The organism is Pantoea sp. BS_8 (assembly GCF_041954965.1).
Taxonomy (GTDB): Bacteria; Pseudomonadota; Gammaproteobacteria; order Enterobacterales; family Enterobacteriaceae; genus Pantoea; species Pantoea stewartii.
Window position 1 is genome coordinate 15,122 of record NZ_JAVAXU010000010.1, and the last position, 25,148, is coordinate 40,269.

The window sequence follows — 25,148 nt, forward strand, 5'->3', positions numbered from 1 at the left end:
TGCCAGGCAGCGGCTTACCCCATTTTCTGAAAAACGCTTTGCACGAGTAAGCGCCTTGAAAGGTATTCACATAACCGACGCGCTGATTAATAAAGGCACGTTTTCGCTGACGGAGGTCGAATGAGTGATGACACCGCCATGCAAGACATCTATACCATTATTGGTACGATAGTTGCGCGTTTGCTTAAACCCGATGGCGAGCTCCATCTTCAGGATATTGTCAGTTCACTGCATAATTACAGTGAACAGAGCACAGAGCAGCTTGAAAAGAAAGCGTGTCAGGAAGCGATACGTCTGCTTTCCCGACAGTTTCATTAAGATGATGAAGCACCGGACTAGCGGTGGCACCGATACCGCTTTATCAGTACAGGGCGATGCGCTTTTATTCCATGACAGATTCAGCGAGACCGCGCAGGCTGTATCTTACGCATCGTCCCTGGAGGATGTTCGCCCCACAACAATTTCCAGGCAATGGCGTAACACGGCCAACTCGGTGCTATCTTCCGTGCATTCCAGTTCGGCAATCAGACGTATGATGATGGCCTTACTGGTCACCTTTTGTCCCTGAATGACGATGTCACGAATCACCGCATCCAGCACTGCATTTTCAGCCTGAAGTGTGTCACCCGCACGGCGAAAGAGATGCAGTATTTCTGCTTCTGTCGTGTTTTGCTCAATGTCGATAGTATTCGGCATGATGATCTTCTTAATCTGTATCTGTGAAGGTAAGTGACGTCATACTGACTGTTCAGTGCTGCAATCCTGCGTGCATACCAGCAACCGCTGCGTTTTTACCCTGCATGCATCGCCCTGAAGGCCGCCCAGACTTAGTGCTTACGACTGTTGTCCGGAATGCTCTGACCAAATGCCAGTACGGTGGCATCAATCGGGTCACGTGCGGAGGCAAACTCGTTGCGAACTTCCGTGAGCGCCATTTCAATAGCCTCGTGCCGCTCGTCGTGAGTTTCATCCCGGAGCATGATCTTGAGTCTGTTTGCCAGTGTCGCACCACTGATGGTGTCATTGCTGTCAAGCAACGCGGTAATCGCCTCGCCCATGACAATTTCAATAAGTTTCTCTTGTTTATCTTTTTGCATACCCGCATTCCTGATGACATTGTGCCCCTGTAACCGGGCAAACCAGCCTCAAATGCTCAGGCCTCTGGTGACCTGCTTATTTGACCAATCAGATTACTGCTGCGGGACGTGAATGCACGTGTGAGTCGCAGCGTTCAGCGGTCAAAAAGCATACTGATCAGTTTCTGATAATGTTGCTCTTCAAGCGGACTGGCCGACTGACTCAGTCGACGAATCAGCGCGCTACAAATGGCCTTACGGTTAAGGCTTTTGCCTGCATGAAGGATTTCCACGATGACCTGACCCAGCGTCGCTTTTTCGGAAGGGAGCGTGTCGTTGCCAAAGTAACGGGCAATATCGTGAACCGTATTGGACGTATTTTCGTTCTGACGCATCATGAATCTCCCAAATGAGAAATAGTATAAACGTTAGTCAACGCAATGTTCACTAAACTTATACAACATCTGGAAAATTGTACAGGAATTCTCTTAACTGGCTGGCAGGGTTATTGTGCATAAAGTGCTATATCATACTTAACAGTCACTTGCGTAAGTATCAGATCGCTAACCGTCTTACAGCGTTGCGATTACACCACAGGGCAGAGGCGAGGCGGTAAAGCAGAGGCAGAGAGGTCATTGATTACCTTTTCTTGACTAACTTGCCAACGTTTGGCTATGCACGGTCGTCATCCTCTTCCGGATTAAGACGAATAACATTTTCATCTGTTTTTCCTTCCTGACTGGCTGTCATTAACCAGCGCAGGCCGGAATCCCTCCTGACGGGTGAAGGTCTGAACTGCTTTAGCCAGCGTCGCGCCGAAAAAATGTCGGCTAATCTGTTATCACAGGTTTCTGACTCGGCCATCATATTGAGCTCCGCAATGAGTGTATCAATACTAATTTCTTTCTCACCAAGGGCAAGATTGACCACCGCTTCGCCAAGAATGACATGACTTTTCTCATCGTCGTGAAATAACACTTTACGTTCCTCAATCGGGCAATTAATCACTATTGTTTTTCACATTCTAGTAATAATCAAACAGATGACAAAAGCCTTTTTCTGCCGAAAGAATAGTAGCCTGAAGTGATAAAAATGATACTTTTGAAATGCCTGTTTTAACTTAATGAATTGCAATAAATTTATTAAATTCCTGGCCTGAATGCTGTCTGATAAAGACTATTCTGAATATATCTACAGTACGCCTGACAACACCTGCAGGCCTTGCCAGGCCTGGCCCGGCGTTATGCGTGTATTTTCAAAGGCACGTAAAGACAGATATCCGTCAACGTCGAGATATTATCGTTCAGCATTTTGTAAGAGCAGTATTAATATTTTTTGTTGTGGCGCTGATGGTTATACTTCCTGGCGACTGTTTACGCCCCATGAATAAAACCCTGCTAATGATGATGTTATTCTCTTCGGTAATGCTTCGCACTAAAACGTTATTATTAACGTGCGCCATGTCTGTGCCTGTTCATTTAGCGGCGTTTATGCTCTTATCACAGACTGAAATATTCACGCACAATGGGAAGCCAGTCGCCGCTGTCAGCCAGCTCTGAAGCGCCAGTGCCCGCCTTACATATCGCCGCTTTACCCTGCCAGATCTAAGCCAGACGGCTGGCAACCTTTCTTTCGCCAGCAATCGGTAATACTGCTGTACAGCGGCCCCCAGGATCGGTTAACTTGCGCACAAATATTCCTACTCAGCTTCAAGGAACACTATGCGCCAGGACGGTTTGCCGCCCTCAGGAAAAACCAGCAATCTGGCCCATTATTTCAGCCAGATTGATCACCCATATCAACTTGAAACACTTGGCAGGATCGCAGTCGAAATTCTTCGGGAAAATAAGCCTGTGAGTCGACGCATCATCTGTCTGAAGCTGATTGGTTGTCTTGAAACGGCAACGAATGAGGACGATGCGTCACATTATCGTGAACTTCTGACGCTGCTCTTCAGGCAATAAACGTTACACGCGCCTGCTTACCTGCCTCTCGACTCACCATTACCACGCTGACGTTAATGCCCTTCCTTCTCTTACTCTGTCTTCTGTCGTCATGCACAGAAAACGGGCTTCCGTCAGCGCTGGCCTGCAGGCAGATTTACGGCCTTCCCTGACGCGTTGAACGTGTAACAGAGAGGCAAGGCGCTGTTTAAAGTGCAAAAAAATGCCCGAACCTCGTTAAAGGTCCGGGCCGGAGTTCTCAGGGAAATCCTAAATGACTTCCAAACAGCGTTATTACACTAGTTCACGCTTTGGATTGTCGCCACCCGGGATCAAACAAATTTTCTCTATACCTGAAATGCCTCTCTCTTTTTTTGCGGATAAATGCCCTCAGACCGCTTAAAACCTGCGTCGCGTCACGTTTTCACAAACGTGTCATCGGTTCGCTCAATCTTCCTGGCACAGGGCCGATAATCTTAGTGTGAGTTGATTATCACAATGATTGTCCTGACAAACGTTGCTCACTTCGGCACCCTCGCGGTGCCGTTTTTTCTGCCACATCGGTCAGGACAGCGTCATCTTCGTTAACGCTCAGAACCCTGAGCGTTAACGCCGGAAGAACAGCAAATCAGGGTTGGGGGCAATTGAGCGGCGTAACATAAAGCTTTTCGAAGCGAGGCGCGCTGACGGGTGCCCCCATCTGTTTGCCCTGTAAAATGTCACATGCCGCAGCACAAATGAATTCATGCTGTGCATGGTTCTCAATGCCTTCAGCCGCGACCGTGATGCCCATATTTTTGCCTAACGAAGCAATCGCGTTAAACAGCAGTCGGGCTTTGTTGCTCTGCTCAAGTTGGCCCGTCAGCGATTTATCTATCTTGAGACCGGCAACACAGCGATGCTGCAACAGGCTGAGCGAGGCCAGGCTGCGACCAAAATGGTCGATGATAAATAACGCCCCTGTATTTTTAACCGCATCCAGAACCTGTAATTTTGTCTCATCGGCGTCGGTAAGCAGCGGTTCATCGATTTCCAGTTCGATAAAGCCTGCATCTTCTCCGGCACAGTGACGGATAACATCGGCCAGGCCCGTTTCCAGCAACTGACGTGGGAACAGATTAATACTGACACGCAAGGCCGCGTGTTGACGCCGCCACTGCTTAATTTGACTGACAGCGGACTGAATGATCCACTCCCCAAGTTTGACTGACAGCGGACTTTTAATCAGCATATCAATAAACTCAGCGGGAAAAAGGATGCCACGCGCGGGATGCATCCAGCGCACCAGTGCTTCGCAGCCGATCAATGTCCCATCGGCCCCATTAAAACGCGGCTGGTAATGCAGAACGAACTGATGCTGACGTACCGCAGCTTCCAGTTCACGCTCAAAACGGCGTCGTCCCTGTTCCGCCTCACGAAATTCAGGCTGAAAGAGAACAGACTGGCCTTTCCCACGCGCTTTGGCGCGGTACAGCGCTAAATCGGCGGCTGACATGACCGATGACGTGTCGGTGCCATGTAAGGGAAAACAGGCCACACCGGTGCTGGCTCCCACCGTCAGCACCGATCCCATGTAATCAAATGGCATCTGGATGGCCGCAGTGAGTATGTGCGCTATCCCCATGGCCTCATCGCAACCATTGGGTAGCAGGACAATAAACTCATCGCCGCCAAGTCGGGCTGCCGCAATCGCATGGGTACAAACCGCGCGAATCTGCTCAGCCACATGGCACAGCAAGGCATCGCCTGCGGCATGGCCTAGTGTATCGTTCACCTCTTTAAAACTGTCTAAATCCGTCATCAGCAAGGTATAAGGTACGCCGGATTCCGTCAGCTTACTGAGTTGGGTCATAAACGCACTGCGGCTGGCAAGACGCGTCAGCATATCCAGTGACGCCAGCTCACACAGTCGCGCCTCGCTTTCATAACGCAGCGTAACATCACGGATAATCATGCCGACATAGCGTTCCTCCCCTTCGCGCCAGCCCGAGAAAGAAACTTCTGCCGGAAACTCTTCACCGTTGCAGCGTTTCCCCCAAATCTGCAGAGTGCGGGGGACTGCGATCGCGTCATCGTCATGCTCAAGCCGATCAAGTTCGTTGCGGTAGTCGGTCTGGCAGCGTTCCGGGATCAGTCCGGCGACATATTTTCCCATCATTTCGCTGGCGTCATAGCCAAACATGTTGGTCGCGGCAGGGTTCCAGAATGTAATCCCGCGATTCAGATCGGTACAAATAATGGCATCAGGCGAGGTGACCGATATGGCTTCAAGCCGCTGCTGACTCGCGTGGCGCAGCACCTCCATACGATGAACCTCCATGCGGTCCATCACCAGCGCAGCCAGATCGGTCAGGTTCTGACGATCCGTTGGACTCATTGCAGGGCGGGGATGATTATCGGTCAGACATAATGTCCCAATCCTGTGCCCGTCGGGCGTAATCAGCGGGACGCCAGCATAGAATCGAATATAGGGATAACCCAGCACCAGCGGGCTGTTACAGAAGCGGGGATCGTTGAGCGCGTCAGGCACACAAAGAATTGAGTCACTCTCAAGCGTATGATGGCAGAACGCCACGCTCCGCGAGGTTTCAGTAATCTGCAGACCATAGCGAGACTTGAAAAACTGGCGTTTTTCATCAATAAGCGACACAAACGCCACCGGCACGCTAAACAGTCGCGCGGCCAGAATCGTCAGGCGATCGAACGCTTCATTCGGCGGCGTGTCCATCAGGTGATACTGTGCCAGCGCACGCAAGCGCGCTTCTTCAGCGCCGTTTTCGGTTGAGTGCTTCAGAGTATGTCCTCCTGAGGTCGTATACTGTGGCCGGGCATCTCACAGTAAAAAGAGGACGCCTGCAATCAGACAGAACCAGGTAAACGTCATCTGCCAACCTGAAACCGCAACAAAGGCCCGCCTGTACAGCAAAAATCCCAATCTCAGTCATCTGCTCTGATCACGGGATCGCCTTTAACTTCGACCCCGTTTTTACTGTTATCGTCCTCTCAGAGATGAACTTCATAGTCTGAGGCTGCTTATCTGTGTAAAACGGTAAAAAACGCTATTTTTTGGACTGTGGCACCAGTTCATAATAGGGATGCTTGCCTGCCAACAGCAGCAGCAATTCATACTCGCCCTGACTCAGTAACGCGACTTTCGCCGTGGCTTCTTTTGTCTGCCAGGCGCGTAAGCTGAGATCAAAGCGTTCGGCTGCGCCCTCCTGTGACAGACCTGCCGCAATACGCAACTCCCGGACGTTATTCTGGACGGGCACGGGCCGTCGGACGATTGAATTTCCCAAACCAGGCTCCCTGTTGTTGACTTAGGGTAACAGTGCCTTAGCGCAGCCCGTATCGGTTCTCTCACACGGTCATCAGCCACCGCCGCAGCACACATTTCATAAGAATACTTAATCTTAACAGGGGAAATGTCAATCGAGGGAAGGCCGTTCTGGCAGGAATTTTATGGGTCCGAATCTATGCTTTGATCAACTTATATCACTTTCCCTTAAGCGAAACGGCATGACTTTTAAAAAAACCAATAATTTGAGTTTATTTCGTAACGTAAGATGTAAGGAAATATAAATTTAAAACAGGGCGTTCAACAATAAATTCCCCCGCCATAAGGCGGGGGCATGAAAACCACAGTGGTTATTTTCAATTGAAAAACAGACCACCGGCTGGCTTATATATCTTTATTTGCCAAACGCAATCCAGGCCGCATCATCTTTTGTCGCCACAGAGACCGAAGGACGAAGAGGTTGCGTGGCCTTATGGCTGGCTGAACGGACAACAGACGAGGTTGTCACGGGCAGTGTAAACCGTGTAATGACGCTGGTCAGTGTCTCAGTCTGGCTGCTCATGCTTTCCGCAGAGGCTGAGATAGTCTGCACCAGACTGCTGTTTTGCTGCGTAACCCGGTCAATTTCCGCTACGGCGAGTGTGACCTGAGAAATACCTTTACTCTGTTCTTCGGAAGCCAGAGCAATCTGACCAATCAGGTCGTTCACGCTGCCGACGTTACGTAACACCTCTTCCATCGTGCTGCCCGCCGTGTTGGCCGCATCACGTCCTTGACTGATACCGGCGACCGTATCCGCAATTAACCCTTCAATCTCTTTCGCCGCTTCGGCACTGCGTTGCGCCAGAGAGCGTACTTCGCTGGCCACTACAGCAAAACCGCGCCCCTGCTCTCCGGCGCGCGCCGCCTCGACGGCGGCATTGAGCGCCAGAATATTGGTCTGGAACGCAATACCATTAATGGTAGCCGTAAACTGACGTATTTTTTCTGCGCCCACAGACAGGCCTTCCATCGCGCCAACCACCGTTTTCACCAGTTGTTCCCCCTGCTGAGTGGTTTGCGCAGTGATGCCTGACAGCGCGCGCGCTTCACGGCTGTTTTCTGCGTTATAGCGCACGGTCGCGGTTAACTGCTCCATGCTGGCCGCCGTTTCTTCCAGCGCGGCTGCCTGAGTCGCCGTCCTGTTCGACAGATCGGCATTGCCTTTAGCGATATCGCTGGCCTCATCCCGTAACACGGATGCATTGTCGCGAATCGCCAGAACGGTCTTCAGCAAACTTTGTTGCATTTCTTTAAGTAACGGCACCATTTGCCCGACACAATTCCGACCAAGATCTTCGGGTTCCTGGGTCAGATCGCCGTCAGCAATGATGCGGAAGTGATTACGCAGTTTTGCTACGGGGCGAACAAGATGGACAACCAGATAGCGGTCACAAAAGAAAAGCAGCCCCGTGACCGCAGCCAACGTAATTAAAAAGAGTTCTACCAGTCTCTGATGCTCTACGCTCAGCGGCGCGTTATTGCTGGAAATCTGCTGCGTCAGAGCACGGAGTCTTTCCTGCGCAGCCGCAGGATAATCCTGTGGCGCGCTGGTCAGCGCGGCACGGTAGCGCTGCCACTCATCACCCGCAGGCACGTCTGCCGCCAGCGCAGCACGATTCGCTGTCGCATTCTCCTGCATCTGCAAACTGGCACGATTGAGGAAAATAAGCTGCTCTGTCAGGCTGTTACTGCGCGTAACTTCCCGATTAATGTCTTTGAGAATCACCGAACCATAGGCACCCGCAAGCGCAATGACGATCACGGCGATAATGAGTATCCATAAGACGACACGTCTTATCGTAAAATTTTTTAGAATATTCATAGTATTTCCCCGGTGTGGCTGTGTAAAAACGTCAATAAAAATATTCATGCCTAATAGTTGCGGGCAAAACAATAGCGCGCTACTCTTTATAAAAATAATTGTGGCAGTGTTAATGAAAAAATAAAACGTAAAAATTGATTAAATGTGTGCATCGTTCATAACTAAGAAATTTATTAAAGAAAATAAAAAGAGACATAAACCCAGAACACGCCTATTATTTAGTGAAAATAAAATTATTTCCTGTTTTTCCTTTCGCGCCCTTTGGCCAGCGTTGCGGTGCTTCTATCCGACACTTTTTCTTTTTAATTTCGCGCCGTTATCAGTACGGAGCGGAGGACACACATGCTTATGAGTCTCGACGGCGATCCTGAACGCCGCATCCGTGCCCTTGAGGCACTTCGTCATCCTGATGAAAGTCGGGATGACATACTGAGAAAATTTGTCAGACTGGCCAGTCAGGCACTGAACATTCCCGGCAGTTTTATTTCTATCATTGATGATGAGTTTCAGTATGTGCGTGCCTCACACAATTTTAAGCTGGAACGTTCATCCCGGGAGGATTCACTTTGTCGCTATGCGGTAGATGGTGACACCGCCGTCGTCGTGCCTGATACCTATCTCGACAGCCGCTTTGCGGCCCATCCCCTGATCGTTGGGGCGCCCTTTATTCGGTTTTATGCGGGCGTCCCACTGAAAAACCGTGATGGCATAAACCTGGGTACGCTGTGCGTCACGGATGTTCAACCGCACCCCTTCAGCGCCTCACAAATTACGACGCTTCAGTTACTGTCATCATTAGTGATGTCGTTTCTGGAGGCCTGGCATTCTGCGGGCTTTGTCGACCCGGTGACCGGGCTGCCCAACCGCCAGCGCCTGATTCGTGACATGCATTATTTATCGGCAGCAGGCGACACAACCTTACGCCGCCTGGTCCTGATTGACTGTATTGATATGCCGCGCGCCTATGAACTGGCCCGGTCGATGGGCATGGGGCCCGTTGAAAGCCTGCTCAAGGATGTCGCTACCCTTTTGCCCCTTCGGCTGCGTCCTGCGGCCAGTGACATTATTTATACTGTTGCCACCGGGCGTTTTGCGGTGCTGACGCGTGCGGACAGCCGCATCAGTGCGCACTGGGTCGCCTGTCAGATGGAAGGCATCAGCGCCGACCTGGGTGAAGGCCTGTCAGTGGGGCTCAGCACCCACACCGGCGAGGTCGATTTCGTCTCCGGTATTTTCCCGCCCCATGAAACCCTGCGCCAGGCGGTCAGCGCCTTGCACGAGGCCATTGGGCGCGGTTTACCCTCTTTACGCTTTAGTGAAGCCACGGATATCAGACGTACGCAGGATTTCACGTTAATCAACGATCTGGCGCGCGCGCTGCGCGAAGATGTGGGCCTTTATCTGGTTTATCAGCCTAAAATTTGCCTGCAAAGCGGTAAACCCATCGGGCTTGAAGCCCTGATTCGATGGCATCATCCTGAACGAGGCGAACTCTCACCGGCCACTTTCATCCCGCTTGCCGAGCAGACCGAAACCCTTACTGCCCTGACATCATGGGTGATTGACAACGTTATCGCCCGCCTGAAGCGCCTGCGCAACAGCTGTATTCAGTTGCCTGTTACGATTAATGTGAGTGAGCGCGATTTCTCGCTTGACGGTTTTGCGGATAGCCTGGAAGAGAAAATGCTTAAAGCAAAACTCCCTACCTCCCTGCTGGGAATCGAGTGTCTGGAAACGGAGCGCATTGTTGAGAGCCCCTCGTCCATGCGGGGGCTTGAGATGCTGAAACTACGCGGCTTTGGCATTTCTCTTGATGATTTTGGTACCGGCTACAGCAATATCAGTTATCTGCGCCGGATGCCGCTGGATGTGATCAAGCTGGACCGTTCGCTAATTAGTGAGCTTTCATCCGATATGGCCTCACGCATTATTGCCCGTAATATTATTACCATGCTGAAAGAGCTGGATTATGTGGTACTGGCCGAAGGCGTGGAATGTGTCGATACCGTGGAAGCGTTAACGGAATATGGCTGCGATCAGGCCCAGGGTTTTTTCTATTCCCGTCCCCTGGCAGACAGCGAACTGGACCACTGGCTGCACTGGAAACTCCGCGAAATGTGTTAAGACGCCGTTGGGTTCACGCCCACGGCGTTACCTGGCAGGATAGCGAGAAATGTTCCCCTCATGGTTCACCATGACGCAGTTACGGCCTCCGTCTTTTGCCGCATACAACGCTTCATCTGCCCGCCTGAGTAGTGAGGCGTCGTCGCCCAAACCGTTTAAGGTAGCGACGCCGAGGGAAACCGTCATGCTGTTGATAAACGGGAACACCGTATGACTGACGGCCTCACGGATGCGTTCTGCCATTGCGGCCGCGTCGCCCATAGAGGTGCCCGGCAGCAGCAGCACAAACTCTTCGCCGCCGAACCGGCTGATTACATCCAGCGTACGGCAGCGCTTTCTTAACAAACCCGCCAGGCTCACCAGGACTTTGTCGCCAGCATCGTGTCCATAGCGATCGTTGATGATTTTAAAGTGATCGATATCAATGGCAATCGCACTCTGCACAGGCTCCTCGCGGTGCTGAGCCGCCTGTGCATAGAAACCGCGACGGTTATTTAATCCGGTCAGCGGATCGGTCATGGCTTTATCGTTCAGGTCCGCAACATGCCCGGCGACCGCACGCCGGTGATGCTGAACCGCTTCTCTTAATCTGTCAGCTTCGTTGTACCAGGTGTTAACGGATGACAGCGGATCCGGGCTGGCCTCACTTCCCCCGTCACGCACCATGCCTGCCAGTTTTTCCAGCGGATAAGAGATGCGGGACGCCAAAAAGGCCATGCAGGTTGCAGTCAGGACGATGATGATCAGAATAAACCAGAAGGCATTTCTGGCCGTATGCATCATCAGGCCATTTACCGTTTCTGAGGTACCGGACATAAAGATATTCCAGTCCGTTTTTTGCAGGCTGGCGTAACCGATAAGGTACTTTTTGCCCGCGTCCTGAATCATAAACTGGCCGCTCATCGTGGCCGCCAGGCGTTTCTGTAACGGCTGACTTAACGCCATGCGCGTCCCGACACGCGTCGGATCCTGACTGAAAATAATCGTGCCATCATCACTGACAATACTGACCGATGTGCCATCACCGTAATAATGCTGGCTCAGGATGTCACTCAACATACTCTGTTTTTTCAGGTAAATCGTTCCCCCAATAAAGCCGAGATAATGACCGTCATGCGCAAACAGGGGATGCGAGATAAAGACCACATAGTTGCCCGAGGGTGAGATAAAAGGCGAAGAAATAAACGGTTTTTGTAGCTTATTCGCCTGTTCCGTTTCAGCGGTGTCCACCTTAACACCCAGCAGAGACAGGCTTTCAGGCGAGATGGAGGCGATAATGGAATGGTTATCCAGCACGACTACCGAGTTGAAAAAACCTGACTGTTGTAACAGGCGCGTAGTTTCGCGATGTAACAGCTGAACGTTATTCAGGTCAGCGATCTGACCGGCGCTCCAGGCCAGTTCACGTTGGGCAATGGCAAGATAGTGATCGGTGGTGTCGGCCAGCTTACGGGCATAGGCAATATTGCTGTCCAGCAGCGACTCTTCAATATTACTTTTTTGAAAAAGAAACAGCGCGCCCAGCAGCAAGCCGGAAGTCACAATGACACTTCCTATCGATAACGCGGTGAGTAACGTTCGAAGATGGATTTTTCTGCGATACATAACGGGATGTGCTGAGAATAAATTATGCAGATAGTAAACGCTAATCAGCCAGACAAAGGGCAGAATAAACGTCACTTTTGTTCTCTACAGTACTGAATGAGTGGCAGTATTCATCCGCAGGCAGCAAGCGACACTTTTTTACCTGTGTGCAGATTCTCACCGTGTTGAGGCGTCATCTGAGCTGGCATCAATCATAGTGGCCCCGCACGCAATACCGCTATAAGAGTAGTTAATTATTTTGCCTTAAACAAAATAATCCAGTTATTCGATGGTAGATTCTTTCTTAAATATACGTCAGTTCGTTAACCCCGTGTTGAGGAGTACGCTGAAAGAAATTCAGGCGCTACTCCTTGCGAAGTAATGAAGCGTTGCAAGCGTTCTGAATCGCGTATCTTCCCCCTTTCTCTCCAACCTTGCCCGGCGTGCTGATCACGACGCACAACAGAAGGCGCTCTCGTTCATCCGGCTGTTTTTTATGATAATGCGCATGCTATGGTAGTGATTTGCGTTTATGTGGATACCTTTGATGAAAAAACAGCGGGTTGGCATCGTCTTTGGCGGGAAATCTTCAGAACATGAAGTGTCGTTGCAGTCAGCAAAAAATATCGTTGATGCCATTGATAAGACCCGGTTTGAGGTCGTGCTATTGGGTATCGACAAACAAGGGCAATGGCATCTCAATGACGCCTCCAGCTTCCTGCTGAATGCAGAAAATCCGTCACTGATTGCCCTCAATCGCACGGCAAAACAGATTGCCCTGATTCCCGGCGAACCTGAGCAGTCACTCATTGCCCGTGACGATGCGCATTCCCTTTCACAGTTGGATGTCATTTTTCCGGTGGTTCACGGTACGCAAGGCGAAGATGGCGCGCTGCAGGGGTTACTGCGCATGGCGTCGCTGCCCTTTGTCGGGTCGGATGTGCTGGGGTCGGCGGTCAGCATGGACAAGGATTTCACCAAGCGCCTGTTACGCGATGCCGGCTTGCAGGTTGCCCCCTGGCTGAGCGTGACATCTTCACAGCTGAACCAACTGGACACCGAAGCCGTCATCGCCCGCTTCGGCCTGCCGCTGTTTGTTAAGCCTGCCAATCAGGGCTCCTCGGTGGGCGTAAGTAAAGTGACCCATGCCGCAGCGCTCCTGCCCGCGCTGGAAATGGCGTTTACGTTCGATCGTAAGGCCCTGATTGAAAAAGCCATTAAAGGCCGGGAGATCGAATGTGCGGTGCTGGGTAACGAAGAGCCACAGGCCAGCCCATGTGGCGAAGTGGTGGTGAAAGAAGGCTTCTATTCCTACGACACAAAGTACATCAGCGAAACCGGCGCACAAACGGTGATTCCTGCCGCCATCCCACCGGACGTCGATGCGGCGATTCGCCAGGTTGCGATTAAGGCATTTACCACACTGGAATGCTTTGGCATGGCGCGTGTCGACGTGTTTTATACCGAGGAAGGCGAAATCGTGATCAACGAAGTGAATACACTACCCGGTTTCACCAATATCAGCATGTATCCCAAACTGTGGCAGGCGGCGGGCCTGAGCTATCAGGACCTGATTACCCGACTGATTGAACTGGCTATCGCACGCCATCAACAGAGCGCCCTGCTGAAAACCAGTATTCATTAATGTGCGTCCAGCGACCTGCTCAGGCAACGTCGCTGGTCATTTCATTATGGGCTTTGCCCGGCGATGTCTGATTGCGGCCATTTCGCTTGGAAATATAGAGATTTTTGTCGGCTGCGGAGATCAGGTTGTTAATCGTCTCAGCCCAGGCCGTACCCGGTTGGGCTTCGCCGTTTGCCAGGCCCAGGCTCACCGTGACCGTGACGGCATTGCCCTGCAGCACAAATTTCTCGCGGACAATGCTCTGCCGAATCCCCTCCGCCAGCGAATAGATTTTCTCTGGAGACAGATCGAACTGCACCACCACAAATTCTTCTCCGCCAAAACGGCAAATGTGCCCTTTGCTGCCAACCAGCGGCGAAATGCGGCGGGCAATCTCTTCCAGCACGCTGTCGCCCGCATCATGGCCGAAATTGTCGTTGACTGATTTAAAGTAATCCACATCCAGCAGGATCACGCCGACCTGACGTTGCGCATAGCTGGGCTCGTTACGCAGTCTTTCATACAGGCCGGATCGCGATAATAACTGGGTAAGAAAATCGTAATCGGCGCGCAGAGCCAGCCGCTCATTGAGCTGACGGATAGCATCCACGCTGACCGCCACAATCAGAGGACTGATGGCAAGCGTAGCCACGCCCAGTCGCGCTGACGTCAGATGACTGATGGGCAGCAGGGTTGAATCGCCCTGGATATGCATGACGCCATGGGAAACCAAAATGATCTGGCTGATGCCGGTTATCAGTGTCACCAGGCTGGTGAGCGGGATGGGCAAGACAATGGCGCACCAGATTAACGCCGGCACCGGCAGCGTCAGGCTGCCTGCGCCGCCCATTAAGGCCCCCGTCGTTAAGGACAGCCCCACGGCGATAAGCGGCAGAATCGTCCCCACCTTTACCCGTAGCCCTGAGAACATCACGCGCCAGTTTGGGGTCAACAGAAACGGCAACAGCATTAAGCCGGTCGAAAACTGTTCGCTGAACCAGTTCATCCAGGCATCGGCGAACGCGGCATTGACACTGCCTACCTGTGCCAGTGCGCCCCAGGTGGCGCAACCGAACGCCGCCAGCAGGCAGGCTGGGAAGATCCGTAAGGCATTTGAGATGCGTTCACTGCTGGAATCATGCTGATACTGTTTTCCCATCACTAGTACGCATATCAGGATAAACAGAATATTGGCGACATTGAGCGTAAATGCCGGTAACGTCCAGCCCGAAAAGACCGTATCGTTAAATACCATCGCACTAAAGCAAATAAGATAAAAACGGGTTCGGTGAAGGAAGGGATAACGCAGCATCATACCGGCAATAAACACGTTTACCGGCCAGAACAGGGATAAATCGTGGGGAATGCGCAGATGACCGCCAACGAAACAAAACATCAGCGTAATCATAAACAGCCAGAAGGCACTCTTTTTAGCATTATGCTCTTCAAACAGCTTAGCGCGCATACGTCCGGACCTTGTCACAAAGAGGCTCACTATCTCGCCGCCCACAAAGTATGTGGCGTTATCATCATCATTAAAGCCTGATTCGTGTCTGCGCCATTCAGAGAAAAACAACAGTAAACAGGCGAACGTCAGGGTATTGAAACAGGTTACCGGTAACGAATGGGCTGGCAGACATCCCTGCCTATTATGTCTTACAAATAAAAAAATCGGATATCCGAGATATCCGATTTTTCTGCTGTAAATTCCAGAATACCGATGTCTGGTTATTTCACCGCCACCGGCCACTGACTCAGGCGTATGTTTCGTTTATCAGCATTTTCACCAAAATCTTTCAACACGGCTTTTACATCCGGATCGATATATTCTGCATTATCGTTATCAACAATTACCACGCTATTTTCGGGAATTTTTTCCAGCAGGCCCTGAAGTTTAGGGTTGTGTAAAAACGTCAAATTTTGCTGAAAACGCAGCACATAGTGGTCGTCATAGCGCGTAAGCTGCAAGGCGTTGCGATGACTCTTGTAGATGCTGTAGATAATTTGAGTGGCAATACCTATGCCGATTCCCACCAGCATTCCCAACGTGATAATTCCGATAATCGTCGCCAGGAACGGGACGTACTGCTGTGCGCCCATACGAAACTGTTCGATAAACAGTCGCGGTGCAGCCAGCTTATAACCGGTATAGAGCAGGACCGCAGCCAGACTGGCAAGTGGAATGGCATTCAGCATCTCACTAAACCACATACCGCAAATCAGCAACATCACACCATGAAGCAAAATGGACAGTTTGGTTTGTGCGCCTGCGTTGACGTTTGCTGAGCTGCGAACAATAACCGCCGTGATGGGCATTGCACCCAAGAAGCCCGCGGTTATGTTACCAATGCCCTGAGCAAACATTTCTCTGTTGGGCGATGGCGCAGGATTTTGCGGACGTAGCTTTTTCAGGGCTTCCTGGCTCAGGAGCGTTTCCAGACTGGCCACCAGCGCCAGCGTCACCGCGACAACCCACACCTGCGGATTTTGCCAGGCCATCCAGTCCGGCGTTTCAAGTTCGGCTATCATCGCCGAAACGCTGTCAAAAGCGGGCAGTGAAATACGCGGTAAGGCGTCGGTGAGTGACGGGAACAGTCGCGCCCCCAATACTGTCACCCCACAGCCAAACAGAACCGCAAAGAGCGGACCCGGGATCCAGGCTATCGCCTTGATGCGCTTGATGGGGCCGGTTGTCCACGCAAACAAAATGAACAAGCCCACCAACGACACCAACAGCGCCGAGAGCGAAAAGGTCATTTCACCGTTTACCAGCGACACCAGTTTTACGCTGCCGCCGGCTCCTAGCGCCACCGGTATTTGCTGCATGATCAGTAGCAGGCCAATCGCAGCCAGCATACCTTTAATCACGCTACCGGGCACGAGTGCAATAAAACGGCCAGCGCGCAGCAGACCAAACAGGCACTGTAAAAGCCCGGCGATGATCAGCGCAGTGAGAAACGCGGAAAAACTTCCCAGCGTGGCCATCGAGGCGACCACGATAGTGACCAGTCCTGCCGCAGGACCGCTGACGGCGAAGCGTGACGGACTGAGTGATGTCACGATTATCCCGCCAATCACACCGGTCAGTAAGCCGGCAAAAGGCGGTAAACCGCTGGCCTGAGCAATACCGAGGCAGAGCGGGAGTGCGACCAGAAACACAACCAGCCCTGCCGGCACATCGCGGCGTAACGTATCCAGATTCATGGTGAAGACTCCTCTGCAGATTGCTGAATCAACTCTTTAAGATGACCCGATTGCAGGTCGTAAACACAGCCAAACACATCCAGTTCCTGACCAGATTGCCAGGCCTGACGGACAGGGTCGGAAGCCACCAGCCTGGCAAACTGCACCCGCACGTTTGCCTCCACCAGACGGTTCAGTTTCTCACCCTCTGTTTCCTGCGCCGTCGGGTCGCCAAGATGGCTTGCCAGGCCGTCGCGCAAACAGGTAATACGACGCGCCAGTGCAGAATCCTCCGTCTCTAACGGACTGCCAGGCAGATTCAGAGCCGCCTGAACGCCGCCGCAACCATAGTGACCGCTTAATACAATGCGCTTCACGCCAAGAAAGAAGACGGCATATTGCAGAACACTCAGCAGATTGTCGTCTTCCGCCACGACCATATTGGCGATATTACGATGAACAAACAGCTCGCCAGGGTGGGAACCCGTTAACACCTCCGCCGGTACCCGACTGTCTGAGCAGCCAATCCATAATGAATGCGGTTTTTGCTGATAGAGCGATTTTTCAAAATAGGCGGGGTTACGTTGGCGGCGCTGTAAGGCCCAACTGCGATTTTTCGCTAATAAGGGTTTAAGTGTCGTCACAATCATCTTCTCTTAACTACCGGGAATATCATTTCCAGGCGAACCACGGAGTGAACCCGCTCACCTTATTTGGCCGAGGGGCTAATGAAACCTGAACTCCATCACATTAAAAGGTTATAGCCGCTTATCATTTTCAATGCACCTGGAATATTACACGCGCCAAAATACTGCCTGCCTGTGTAAGGCTTTATTCAACTAACGTCATCAAAACGTAAATAAGATTAAGAGGTCATACCACCAAATTTTGCAGTTATTTTAATTTTATTCATTTAAAATCAAACGCATAAAATTCACGCCATGATTTATAAATTGACAAATAAATACAAAACTTTCATAGCGAACTAAGTAATTAAAATAACAGCGAAGCCACAGACCAGGATTAGTCTTAAATGCAGAATTTATGAATAGCACGATTAACCGCCTTTATTTAATGCAGGCAGTGAATCCGTCTTAATGAAGGGGTAAATTAAAGCGAGAGATAGCTAATTTAATTTGCGTGAAAATAGTGACGGATGTAAGTAAATATTTGAGCCAACGTGAAGGCGCCCGCCCAGTGCAGGCGCTTCATATTGACATTTTATTTACCGTTCCAGGCGTTGAGGCGCGCCTCACGAACGGAAAGCTGTTGTTGTGGTGTCAGCTTATTGTAATTTTCCGCCATGCCGCTTTCCCAGTCGCCATACAATGGATTGGGTAAAACAATAAATTGCGTACCGAAAAGCGCGTGATTATTGTCGACAAATGCCCGACGCTGCGCGTTACCCTGATGCCAGGTTGCGCCGCCAAAATCATTCAGGTTGTCACCGATATATAAAACGACATTGTAGCCCGCATTTTTAATGGCATCGAAACGCGCCTGCTTGTTTGAGGAGTCGGTTTTCAGACTGACCGTTTTCTCACTGACTCCGCTGAAGCCAAGCTGCTGCAGGTTGGCCACCGTGGCGGCATAGTCTTTTTGATCGCGATTGGAGACGTAAAAAACGGTGCCGCCATGGCTGTTGACGTAGCGGGCGAATTCCACCGCGCCGGGAACCGCTTTTGCTTGCCGCGCCTGTGTCCAGGCTGACCAGGTTTTGTCGCTGAAAGGCTGGCCATTCTTCACCTGCCACGCGCTATAGGCACTGTTGTCCAGCATAGTTTCATCTAAATCGACAATGACCGCTTTAGGCTTGCCCGCCAGCGAAGCCGATTGATCAAAGGCCAGACGGGCGCTGTTGAATGCCTGCCAGCAGAGCGCCTGATATTCGCCGGACTGCTGGAACCAGTTCAGGGCCAGGACCGATTGTTGCCCCAGTTGCTGCTGTGCCTGCTGTCGGGCAGGATGCGCGCAACCTGCCAGTGCCAGCGCAACCACCGCCGACAGCGCGAAATTCACTGAATGTTTCATCGTTTTATCCTAAGGTGTGAAAGATTTAAGTGGGTAACGCTTCAAAAATGTAGCAGTTAACGTAAGCTGAGGGCAGCAACATTACACGCTGTTTCAACAGGAGATGAGGATGTCCGCTACACCGCGTTCGCCGTTGCTTGATGCACTTGACTGGGTCGATTATGCGTTTCAGCCCGCAGGCGAACCGCCTCCTGATGATGCCGCCTATGCCCATCAGCGTCACAGCGCCGTCGTGTTAAACGACACTCACACTATTCCACCCAAAAGCGGTGATGCAGATGGCGTGATCGCCACCGGGCACCGCCCCGTCGCGGTTTACACGGCCGACTGTTTACCGGTGCTGTTTGCCGACAGCCAGCAGAAACAGGTTGCCGCTGTTCATGCGGGTCTGCAGGGGACCCTGGCTGGCGTGCTGTATCGGGCGGTAGCGCATCTTTGCGAACGCGGTGCCACGCCAGCGAGCCTGACGGTGGCGATTGGCCCGGCGCTGGCTCCCTGCTGTTTTGAGCTGGATCGTCAACGTCTGGCAGAGATTGAACAGATGCCCGACATGCCATTGCCCCTGCGCTATTATGCGGTTCAGCCCCACAATCCCGGCGCTCAGCGCCCCCAGGCCGTTGCTACCCGTGGCGGTGTCTGGTTTGATCTACCGTATCTGGCGACGCAAATGCTGATAAAAGCAGGCATTCCGGCAGAAAACATTGACCCTGTCCACCAGTGCACCTATTGCACTACCGAGGCGGGCTCCAGTTACCGTTTCAACACGCATCACGGCAGTGGCTATCGTTCTCGCTATTCCTGGATTCGCCGCCGCTGAGGTTGCGCGCACATCCGCCGGCCTTCCCCTGCCTGGCCGTTTTATGTGGCGGCTAAGGCCGCTTTTATGATGTTTCTCACAGCCTGATGCCATTTCACTTTTTTTTAACAGAAAAATGGTTAAAGCTAACTCATCCGACCACTTTATCTGTGAGTGATTATGACTGTGCTGCCCTCATCCTACCCGGCGTTGTTTACGCCCCTTGACCTGGGGTTTACTCAGCTCAGAAACCGCTTTTTGATGGGATCTATGCACACCGGTCTGGAAGAGCGTGAAGATGGCGCGGCCAGGCTGGCGGCATTCTATGGCGAACGGGCACGGGAAGGCGTGGCGCTGATCGTGACGGGCGGCGTGTCGCCCAATCCTCAGGGCGTGACCGCCGCACACGGTGCGGTGCTGAACCAGGATTCACAGTGTGACTGGCACCGGCAAATCACCGCCGCCGTGCATCAGCACGGGGGAAAAATCGCGCTGCAGATTTTGCATACTGGCCGTTACAGTTTTCAGCGCGATCTGGTTGCGCCCTCTGCAATACAGGCCCCCATTAACCGTTTTACGCCGCGGGAACTGAGCGACGCCGAGGTTGAGCAGACCATTGCCGACTTCGCGCACTGTGCCCGTCTGGCGCAAAAAGCGGGCTACGACGGCGTAGAAATCATGGGCTCCGAAGGGTACCTGATTAATCAGTTTCTGGTACCGCACACCAACCAGCGTCAGGACCGCTGGGGCGGCGATTTTACCGGGCGCATGCAGTTTGCTTTAGCGGTCACCCGCGCGGTCCGTCAGGCCACCGGCGACCGTTTTATCATTATCTTCCGCCTGTCGATGCTGGACCTAATTGAGCAAGGCAGTACGCTGGACGAAACGCTACGACTGGCAACAGCGCTGGAACGCTGTGGCGTGACGCTGTTTAACACCGGCATTGGCTGGCACGAAGCTCGCATTCCGACCATTGCGACCTGCGTGCCCCGCGCCGCCTTCGCGTGGGTCACGCGCCGCTTGCGCCAACACGTTGCCGTGCCCGTGGTGGCAACGAATCGAATCAACCATCCACAGGTGGCAGAACAGCTTTTGCAGGATGGCTGCGCGGACATGGTTTCCATGGCCCGACCGTTCCTGGCCGATGCCGCATTTGTCAGCAAGGCGCAACGGGGGGATGACGACAGTATCAACACCTGTATCGCCTGTAATCAGGCCTGTCTGGATCAGATCTTTGCCGGTCACGTCACCGCCTGTCTGGTCAACCCGCGTGCCTGCCACGAATCCCTCATGCCGGTGACACCGGCGCACATGCCCAAACGGCTGGCGGTTGTAGGGGCCGGTCCGGCAGGTATGGCGTTTGCCTTACAGGCGGCTGAACGCGGCCACCAGGTCACCCTTTATGAGGCGGCCGATGAGATCGGCGGACAGTTCAATATCGCCCGACAGATCCCAGGGAAAGAGGAATTCCGCGAAACCCTGCGCTATTTTCGCCATCGTCTGCCGGCGGCGGGCGTGGTAATCAAAACAGGCTGTCGGGTCACCGCTCCCCTGCTGGCAGACGCCGATGAAGTCATCCTGGCGACCGGCATTAAACCGCGTACGCCAGATATCCCCGGTATTGATCATCCCAAAGTCCTGAGCTATCTGGCCGTGCTGGCGGATAAGCGTCCGGTTGGTGCACGCGTGGCGATTATTGGCGCGGGCGGGATCGGGTTTGATACGGCTGAATATCTGTCTGAACCGCCCGCAAACGAAACCACCGGGGATTTTTATCGCGAATGGGGCATCGATCAGAGCCTGACGCAGCGCGGCGGCGTGATTGCGCCCGCGCCACAGCCTTCACCGCGTCAAATCTGGCTGCTTCAGCGCAAGCCCGGCAAGCCCGGTGCCACGCTGGCGAAAACGACCGGCTGGATCCATCGCAGCAGTCTCCAGTCACGGGGAGTTGAAATGTGGGGCGGGATTGAGTATCTGGCGATTGATGATGAAGGGCTGCATATCCGGCGCGACGGCGAGCGCCTGCTCCTGCCGGTCGACAACGTGATTATTTGTGCCGGTCAGGAGCCGCAACGCGAGCTGGAAGCGGCGCTGCGGGCAAACGGTAAACCCGTGCAGGTGATTGGCGGGGCCGACGTCGCGCAGGAGCTGGATGCCCGTCGGGCGATAGCCCAGGCCACCGCGCTGGCGTTAACGCTGTAGTTAACGCATTTTCACTGCACGCAGCACCACAAATTTTTTGTTGGAGGCAACCAGGGTGCAGTTGCCAAAGAGCTTCTTCAGCTTGTGGTGATAATCCAGGTGACGGTTGCCGACAATGCGCAGCTCCCCGCCGTATTGCAGGCAGCGCTTTGCGTCACGGAACATCTGCCAGGCCAGGTGATCGGTCACCGCGTGCTGCTGGTGGAACGGCGGATTACACAAGACCGCATGCAGCGTATCGGAAGGATAACCGCTCAGGACATTATTGACCCGGAACTGACAGCGTGACAGATCGTCCGGGCGGTTGATCTCTACGTTTAACCGGCTGGACGCCACCGCCATGTATGACTCATCAAGAAAATGCACCTCCGCCTCGGGATTTTGTGCCAGCGCCATCAAGCCAATCACGCCGTTGCCACAGCCCAGATCGACAATCTCGCCTTCAATATTTTCCGGCAGGTGCTGCATGAACAAGCGCGCGCCAATATCCAGTGAAGAGCGGGAAAAGACGTTGGCGTGGTTATGGATCTGATAAGGCGTACCGTCCAGCGACCAGACCTGGGTAGGCGATTTTTCGCGCAGCGCAGGCTGGGTGAACTGGCTGTAAATCACGCGCGCTTTTTTGACGGCCAGTGAGGTTTTGGTCTCACCAATGATTTGCTCAAACAATTGCAGAGTGGAGGTATGAATCTCTTTCGCACGCCCCGCCGCCATTATCACGGTCTCTGGCGTGATAACCTGACGCACTGCGCGCAGTTGCTGCTCCAGCAACGCCAGGGTTTTAGGAATTTTGATCAAGACCAGTGCCGGTGCGGCCGGCAACGGTGCCAGGCTGTCAAGGAACTGGACATCGCTGTCGTCCAGCGCATTCAGGCGCAGGTTCTGACGCGTGGCCTGCTGACTCAGCCAGGAGTCACTGATATGCCACAGCGGACGGGTGTTCAGTGCGCAGGTTAACGCCCCAAAGCTGTCGTTAAAGATTAACGTTGGACCAGGCGGCAGGCTTTGCTGCAGGAGATATTCATCAGCGGCATCCCAGGCTTGTAACGGACTTTCGTCACGCATCTGCGGGAAACGGTGCAGGATCAGTGTGCGATCGTTCAGTTCAAGTTGGCTCATGAATTCTCCGGCGTGGTACACTTTGGTTGATTTTCGCCCCAAAAAGGGGGCGCAGTATACTGTCTTTCGCCGGGAATCTCTAATGTCCTCACTGATCTATCTTCAGGGTTATCCTGAGTCCATCCTTGAACAGGTGCAAACGCTCATCGATCGCCAGCGTCTGGGCCCGGTGCTGCAACAGCGCTATCCCGACAGACACGATGTGATGAGTGATAAGGCGCTGTATGACTTTACGCTGGCACTGAAAAACCGCTTCATGCGCAACGCGCCGCCCATCAATAAGGTGATTTGGGATAACAAAATCAAGGTGATGAAGCACGCGCTGGGCCTGCACACGGCCATTTCCCGTGTGCAGGGCGGCAACCTGAAGGCCAAAGCGGAGATTCGTATTTCCACGTTTTTCCGCCAGGCGCCTGAGCCTTTTTTACGCATGATCGTGGTACATGAGCTGGCGCACCTGAAAGAGAAAAATCACGACAAGGCGTTTTATCAGCTGTGCTGCCATATGGAACCGGACTATCACCAGCTCGAATTCGACGCCCGCCTGTGGATGACAGAACAGGCTTTGCAGGGCAATGCGGCTTAGAGAAACTCCTGCGCTTTCTGAATCAGGCTGGTTTTGGTCAGCGCGCCTAAAAAACGGCGCTCCTGGGGATTATTCAGGACAGGAAGACGTTCCAGCGTGACGGCTGCAAAAGCTTCCCATCCTTCCCGCAGACTTTGGTTTTGATAGGCCACCGGGAAATCCTCATCCATCACGCACTGCACCGGCGAGTCCAGATTAATCTCCTGCGCCAGCACCCGGCGGGATATTTCGTGAATGGAAACCACGCCCAGAAACGCGCCCTGCGCATTGATGACGTACACATAGCGCTCACGCTTAAGCGAACTCACCGCCAGTGCTTCCCCAACCGAGGCCTCAGGTTGCAGGGCCGCCCCCGGAATGATCAGTTCGCTGATGCGCATATTATCGAAGTCATATTTGGCTTCAGAACGGTTGAAATGGTGCGTCACAACGGGATAGGTACTGGCCATTTGCAGGCGGTAGACCACCATTGTCGCCAGAACGGACGCTATCATCACCGGAAACAGCAGGCTGCTGTTGAGCGTCATTTCCAGCACCATTAACATGGCCATTAACGGCGCCTGACTGACGGCCGCCAGGACGGCCGCCATGCCAACAGCGGCGAACAGCAGAACATTATTCAGGGGAAGATGCAGGGCAACCCCACACAACGCGATGACCATACCCAGCAGCGCCCCGATCAGCAAGGACGGTGTAAACAACCCGCCCACCGCATTGGAGCCTACCGAGAGGCTGGTCGCGAGCGTTTTTAAGACCAGCAGCAGCAGTAAACCTGATAACACATAATGCCCTGCCATCACCTTTACAATGACTTCATAGCCGTTCCCCAGGATATCGGTCGAGACCAGCGCCAGCAGGCCCACGGCAAAGCCACCCGCCCCAAGACGTAGCGGTAAGGACCGGACCCGACTGAACAGCGTTTTAGCACGGGCGATCAGGCGAATCAGGAGCAAACCGGCCAGCCCGGACAGTAAGCCAATCAGGACGGTAATCAGCAGGCTGCTGACATCCATCGTGAAACTCACCTCGGCCAGCGGATAAAGCGCATTACGAAAGCCCAGCGCCCACATGGTCATGACCGCAACAGCGGAGGAGACCACCAGCGGAATCAGGCGTTGCAGGGCGGAGATACCAAACGCGATCTCTGCCACGAAAATGGCCGATGCCAGCGGCGCATGGTAGACCGAGGAAAGACCAGCTGCGGCGGCCATGGCGACGACGTCGCTGTTTTTTAACTGCACGCCAGGCGGCAACAGGCGGCCGATCATGCTGCCACAGAGCGCGGCCAGTTGAACCATCGGGCCTTCTTTACCGATTGACGCGCCGCTGCCAATACTGGCAACCGAAGACAGCGCCCGGAAAAGGGAGGTTTTCGTCGGCACGGCGTCAAGGCGGGCATTAATGACTTCGAGATAGTCGGTCTTGACGGTTTGCTGCCGCTCTATCGCGACCGCGTAGCGCAGGAAGAAACCGGCCAGCAGACCGCCCACGCCGACCAGAACGGGCCAGAACAGCATGGGCCAGAGATGGATGGATTCGGTGATGTCGTTGCTGCGGCCAAACAGCAGATAATTGATGAACTCAATCGTTTCACGGAACAGCAAAGTAACTAACGAGGCGGCACAGCCCACCGGCACGGCAATCAGTAATGTGGTCCAGTTTAATGCGTGTTTGCTTCCTTTCACCTGCGCTCCCCGTCTTGTGCTTAACGTGCGGTA

General features: G+C 53.1%; 21 protein-coding genes. 7 read left to right on the plus strand and 14 right to left on the minus strand.

Going from position 1 to position 25,148, the window contains the following annotated elements; genetic code table 11:
- Nucleotides 1-120 precede the first annotated feature (120 nt).
- Entirely contained in the window at nt 121-318 is a 198-nt protein-coding gene (locus RAC65_RS16835) for a hypothetical protein (RefSeq protein ID WP_033739941.1), read from the plus strand.
- Between the two features lie 105 nt (nt 319-423).
- On the opposite strand, the gene RAC65_RS16840 is transcribed toward RAC65_RS16835, so the two are convergent.
- The 4 genes from RAC65_RS16840 to RAC65_RS16855 form a co-directional block, all read right to left on the minus strand.
- On the minus strand, nt 424-696 hold the full coding sequence (locus RAC65_RS16840) for a biofilm development regulator YmgB/AriR family protein (RefSeq protein ID WP_054633066.1): 273 nt from the start codon (nt 694-696) through the stop codon (nt 424-426).
- A 131-nt stretch (nt 697-827) separates the two neighbouring features.
- On the minus strand, nt 828-1,097 hold the full coding sequence (locus tag RAC65_RS16845) for a hypothetical protein (RefSeq protein WP_033739952.1): 270 nt from the start codon (nt 1,095-1,097) through the stop codon (nt 828-830).
- Nucleotides 1,098-1,231: 134 nt separating this feature from the next.
- On the minus strand, nt 1,232-1,471 hold the full coding sequence (ycgZ, locus tag RAC65_RS16850) for a regulatory protein YcgZ (protein WP_033739954.1): 240 nt from the start codon (nt 1,469-1,471) through the stop codon (nt 1,232-1,234).
- 277 nt (nt 1,472-1,748) lie between these two features.
- Nucleotides 1,749-2,054, minus strand: coding sequence for a hypothetical protein (locus RAC65_RS16855; RefSeq protein ID WP_033739956.1), 306 nt, complete (start codon nt 2,052-2,054; stop codon nt 1,749-1,751).
- Between the two features lie 743 nt (nt 2,055-2,797).
- Here RAC65_RS16855 and RAC65_RS16860 point away from each other — a divergent pair.
- Nucleotides 2,798-3,040 (plus strand): biofilm development regulator YmgB/AriR family protein, encoded by a 243-nt coding sequence (locus RAC65_RS16860; protein ID WP_058702157.1) that lies wholly within the window; start codon nt 2,798-2,800, stop codon nt 3,038-3,040.
- 607 nt (nt 3,041-3,647) lie between these two features.
- Here RAC65_RS16860 and RAC65_RS16865 read toward each other — a convergent pair.
- From RAC65_RS16865 to RAC65_RS16875, 3 genes are all read right to left on the minus strand, one after another.
- Nucleotides 3,648-5,747 carry an EAL domain-containing protein gene (locus tag RAC65_RS16865; protein WP_039342340.1) on the minus strand — a complete coding sequence of 700 codons (2,100 nt, stop codon included), beginning with the start codon at nt 5,745-5,747 and terminating at the stop codon, nt 3,648-3,650.
- Nucleotides 5,748-6,078: 331 nt separating this feature from the next.
- Complete coding sequence (locus RAC65_RS16870) at nt 6,079-6,318, minus strand: hypothetical protein (RefSeq protein ID WP_033739962.1); 240 nt, start codon at nt 6,316-6,318, stop codon at nt 6,079-6,081.
- A 393-nt stretch (nt 6,319-6,711) separates the two neighbouring features.
- On the minus strand, nt 6,712-8,181 hold the full coding sequence (locus RAC65_RS16875; RefSeq protein WP_039341927.1) for a methyl-accepting chemotaxis protein: 1,470 nt from the start codon (nt 8,179-8,181) through the stop codon (nt 6,712-6,714).
- 342 nt (nt 8,182-8,523) lie between these two features.
- On the opposite strand from RAC65_RS16875, the gene RAC65_RS16880 reads away from it, so the two are divergent.
- Nucleotides 8,524-10,305 carry a GGDEF and EAL domain-containing protein gene (locus RAC65_RS16880; RefSeq protein WP_006118233.1) on the plus strand — a complete coding sequence of 594 codons (1,782 nt, stop codon included), beginning with the start codon at nt 8,524-8,526 and terminating at the stop codon, nt 10,303-10,305.
- A gap of 27 nt (nt 10,306-10,332) precedes the next feature.
- Here RAC65_RS16880 and RAC65_RS16885 read toward each other — a convergent pair whose 3' ends face one another.
- Nucleotides 10,333-11,910, minus strand: a complete 1,578-nt coding sequence (locus tag RAC65_RS16885) for a diguanylate cyclase (RefSeq protein WP_375096953.1) — start codon at nt 11,908-11,910, stop codon at nt 10,333-10,335.
- Between the two features lie 526 nt (nt 11,911-12,436).
- Between RAC65_RS16885 and ddlA the strand changes: the two genes are divergently transcribed.
- On the plus strand, nt 12,437-13,534 hold the full coding sequence (gene ddlA, locus RAC65_RS16890) for a D-alanine--D-alanine ligase (RefSeq protein WP_054633059.1): 1,098 nt from the start codon (nt 12,437-12,439) through the stop codon (nt 13,532-13,534).
- Between the two features lie 19 nt (nt 13,535-13,553).
- On the opposite strand, the gene RAC65_RS16895 is transcribed toward ddlA, so the two are convergent.
- The 4 genes from RAC65_RS16895 to RAC65_RS16910 all read right to left on the minus strand — a co-directional run bounded on the left by RAC65_RS16895 (nt 13,554) and on the right by RAC65_RS16910 (nt 18,727).
- Nucleotides 13,554-14,978 (minus strand): diguanylate cyclase, encoded by a 1,425-nt coding sequence (locus RAC65_RS16895; RefSeq protein WP_375096927.1) that lies wholly within the window; start codon nt 14,976-14,978, stop codon nt 13,554-13,556.
- A gap of 263 nt (nt 14,979-15,241) precedes the next feature.
- Nucleotides 15,242-16,717 carry a SulP family inorganic anion transporter gene (locus RAC65_RS16900; RefSeq protein WP_006118229.1) on the minus strand — a complete coding sequence of 492 codons (1,476 nt, stop codon included), beginning with the start codon at nt 16,715-16,717 and terminating at the stop codon, nt 15,242-15,244.
- Nucleotides 16,714-17,346 carry a carbonic anhydrase gene (locus tag RAC65_RS16905; protein WP_039341920.1) on the minus strand — a complete coding sequence of 211 codons (633 nt, stop codon included), beginning with the start codon at nt 17,344-17,346 and terminating at the stop codon, nt 16,714-16,716. Before RAC65_RS16905 ends, RAC65_RS16900 begins: the two co-directional genes overlap by 4 nt.
- 571 nt (nt 17,347-17,917) lie before the next feature.
- Nucleotides 17,918-18,727, minus strand: a complete 810-nt coding sequence (locus tag RAC65_RS16910) for a 5'-nucleotidase, lipoprotein e(P4) family (protein ID WP_375096928.1) — start codon at nt 18,725-18,727, stop codon at nt 17,918-17,920.
- A gap of 109 nt (nt 18,728-18,836) precedes the next feature.
- Here RAC65_RS16910 and RAC65_RS16915 point away from each other — a divergent pair, with 109 nt between their 5' ends.
- Nucleotides 18,837-19,544, plus strand: coding sequence for a polyphenol oxidase family protein (locus RAC65_RS16915; RefSeq protein WP_375096929.1), 708 nt, complete (start codon nt 18,837-18,839; stop codon nt 19,542-19,544).
- A 159-nt stretch (nt 19,545-19,703) separates the two neighbouring features.
- Nucleotides 19,704-21,725 carry an NADPH-dependent 2,4-dienoyl-CoA reductase gene (locus RAC65_RS16920; RefSeq protein WP_110268779.1) on the plus strand — a complete coding sequence of 674 codons (2,022 nt, stop codon included), beginning with the start codon at nt 19,704-19,706 and terminating at the stop codon, nt 21,723-21,725.
- Here RAC65_RS16920 and rlmG read toward each other — a convergent pair whose 3' ends face one another.
- Complete coding sequence (rlmG, locus tag RAC65_RS16925) at nt 21,726-22,844, minus strand: 23S rRNA (guanine(1835)-N(2))-methyltransferase RlmG (protein ID WP_375096930.1); 1,119 nt, start codon at nt 22,842-22,844, stop codon at nt 21,726-21,728.
- 82 nt (nt 22,845-22,926) lie between these two features.
- Here rlmG and RAC65_RS16930 point away from each other — a divergent pair, with 82 nt between their 5' ends.
- A complete protein-coding gene (locus RAC65_RS16930) occupies nt 22,927-23,430 on the plus strand; it encodes a M48 family metallopeptidase (protein ID WP_006118297.1) in 504 nt (167 codons plus the stop codon).
- Here RAC65_RS16930 and RAC65_RS16935 read toward each other — a convergent pair.
- Entirely contained in the window at nt 23,427-25,115 is a 1,689-nt protein-coding gene (locus RAC65_RS16935; RefSeq protein ID WP_039341905.1) for a chloride channel protein, read from the minus strand. The two genes, RAC65_RS16930 and RAC65_RS16935, sit on opposite strands and share 4 nt — an antisense overlap.
- Between the last annotated feature and the right edge of the window lie 33 nt (nt 25,116-25,148).

Excerpts from the sequence above, each read along its gene's own strand:
- ycgZ (WP_033739954.1), bottom strand. The coding sequence starts at position 1,471 with ATGCGTCAGAACGAAAATACGTCCAATACGGTTCACGATATTGCCCGT.
- rlmG (WP_375096930.1), bottom strand. The coding sequence starts at position 22,844 with ATGAGCCAACTTGAACTGAACGATCGCACACTGATCCTGCACCGTTTC.
- RAC65_RS16905 (WP_039341920.1), bottom strand. The coding sequence starts at position 17,346 with ATGATTGTGACGACACTTAAACCCTTATTAGCGAAAAATCGCAGTTGG.
- ddlA (WP_054633059.1), top strand. The coding sequence starts at position 12,437 with ATGAAAAAACAGCGGGTTGGCATCGTCTTTGGCGGGAAATCTTCAGAA.
- RAC65_RS16875 (WP_039341927.1), bottom strand. The coding sequence starts at position 8,181 with ATGAATATTCTAAAAAATTTTACGATAAGACGTGTCGTCTTATGGATA.
- RAC65_RS16845 (WP_033739952.1), bottom strand. The coding sequence starts at position 1,097 with ATGCAAAAAGATAAACAAGAGAAACTTATTGAAATTGTCATGGGCGAG.
- RAC65_RS16860 (WP_058702157.1), top strand. The coding sequence starts at position 2,798 with ATGCGCCAGGACGGTTTGCCGCCCTCAGGAAAAACCAGCAATCTGGCC.
- RAC65_RS16930 (WP_006118297.1), top strand. The coding sequence starts at position 22,927 with ATGTCCTCACTGATCTATCTTCAGGGTTATCCTGAGTCCATCCTTGAA.
- RAC65_RS16900 (WP_006118229.1), bottom strand. The coding sequence starts at position 16,717 with ATGAATCTGGATACGTTACGCCGCGATGTGCCGGCAGGGCTGGTTGTG.
- RAC65_RS16865 (WP_039342340.1), bottom strand. The coding sequence starts at position 5,747 with ATGGACACGCCGCCGAATGAAGCGTTCGATCGCCTGACGATTCTGGCC.
- RAC65_RS16915 (WP_375096929.1), top strand. The coding sequence starts at position 18,837 with ATGTCCGCTACACCGCGTTCGCCGTTGCTTGATGCACTTGACTGGGTC.
- RAC65_RS16835 (WP_033739941.1), top strand. The coding sequence starts at position 121 with ATGAGTGATGACACCGCCATGCAAGACATCTATACCATTATTGGTACG.
- RAC65_RS16895 (WP_375096927.1), bottom strand. The coding sequence starts at position 14,978 with ATGCGCGCTAAGCTGTTTGAAGAGCATAATGCTAAAAAGAGTGCCTTC.
- RAC65_RS16840 (WP_054633066.1), bottom strand. The coding sequence starts at position 696 with ATGCCGAATACTATCGACATTGAGCAAAACACGACAGAAGCAGAAATA.
- RAC65_RS16920 (WP_110268779.1), top strand. The coding sequence starts at position 19,704 with ATGACTGTGCTGCCCTCATCCTACCCGGCGTTGTTTACGCCCCTTGAC.
- RAC65_RS16885 (WP_375096953.1), bottom strand. The coding sequence starts at position 11,910 with ATGTATCGCAGAAAAATCCATCTTCGAACGTTACTCACCGCGTTATCG.
- RAC65_RS16880 (WP_006118233.1), top strand. The coding sequence starts at position 8,524 with ATGCTTATGAGTCTCGACGGCGATCCTGAACGCCGCATCCGTGCCCTT.
- RAC65_RS16910 (WP_375096928.1), bottom strand. The coding sequence starts at position 18,727 with ATGAAACATTCAGTGAATTTCGCGCTGTCGGCGGTGGTTGCGCTGGCA.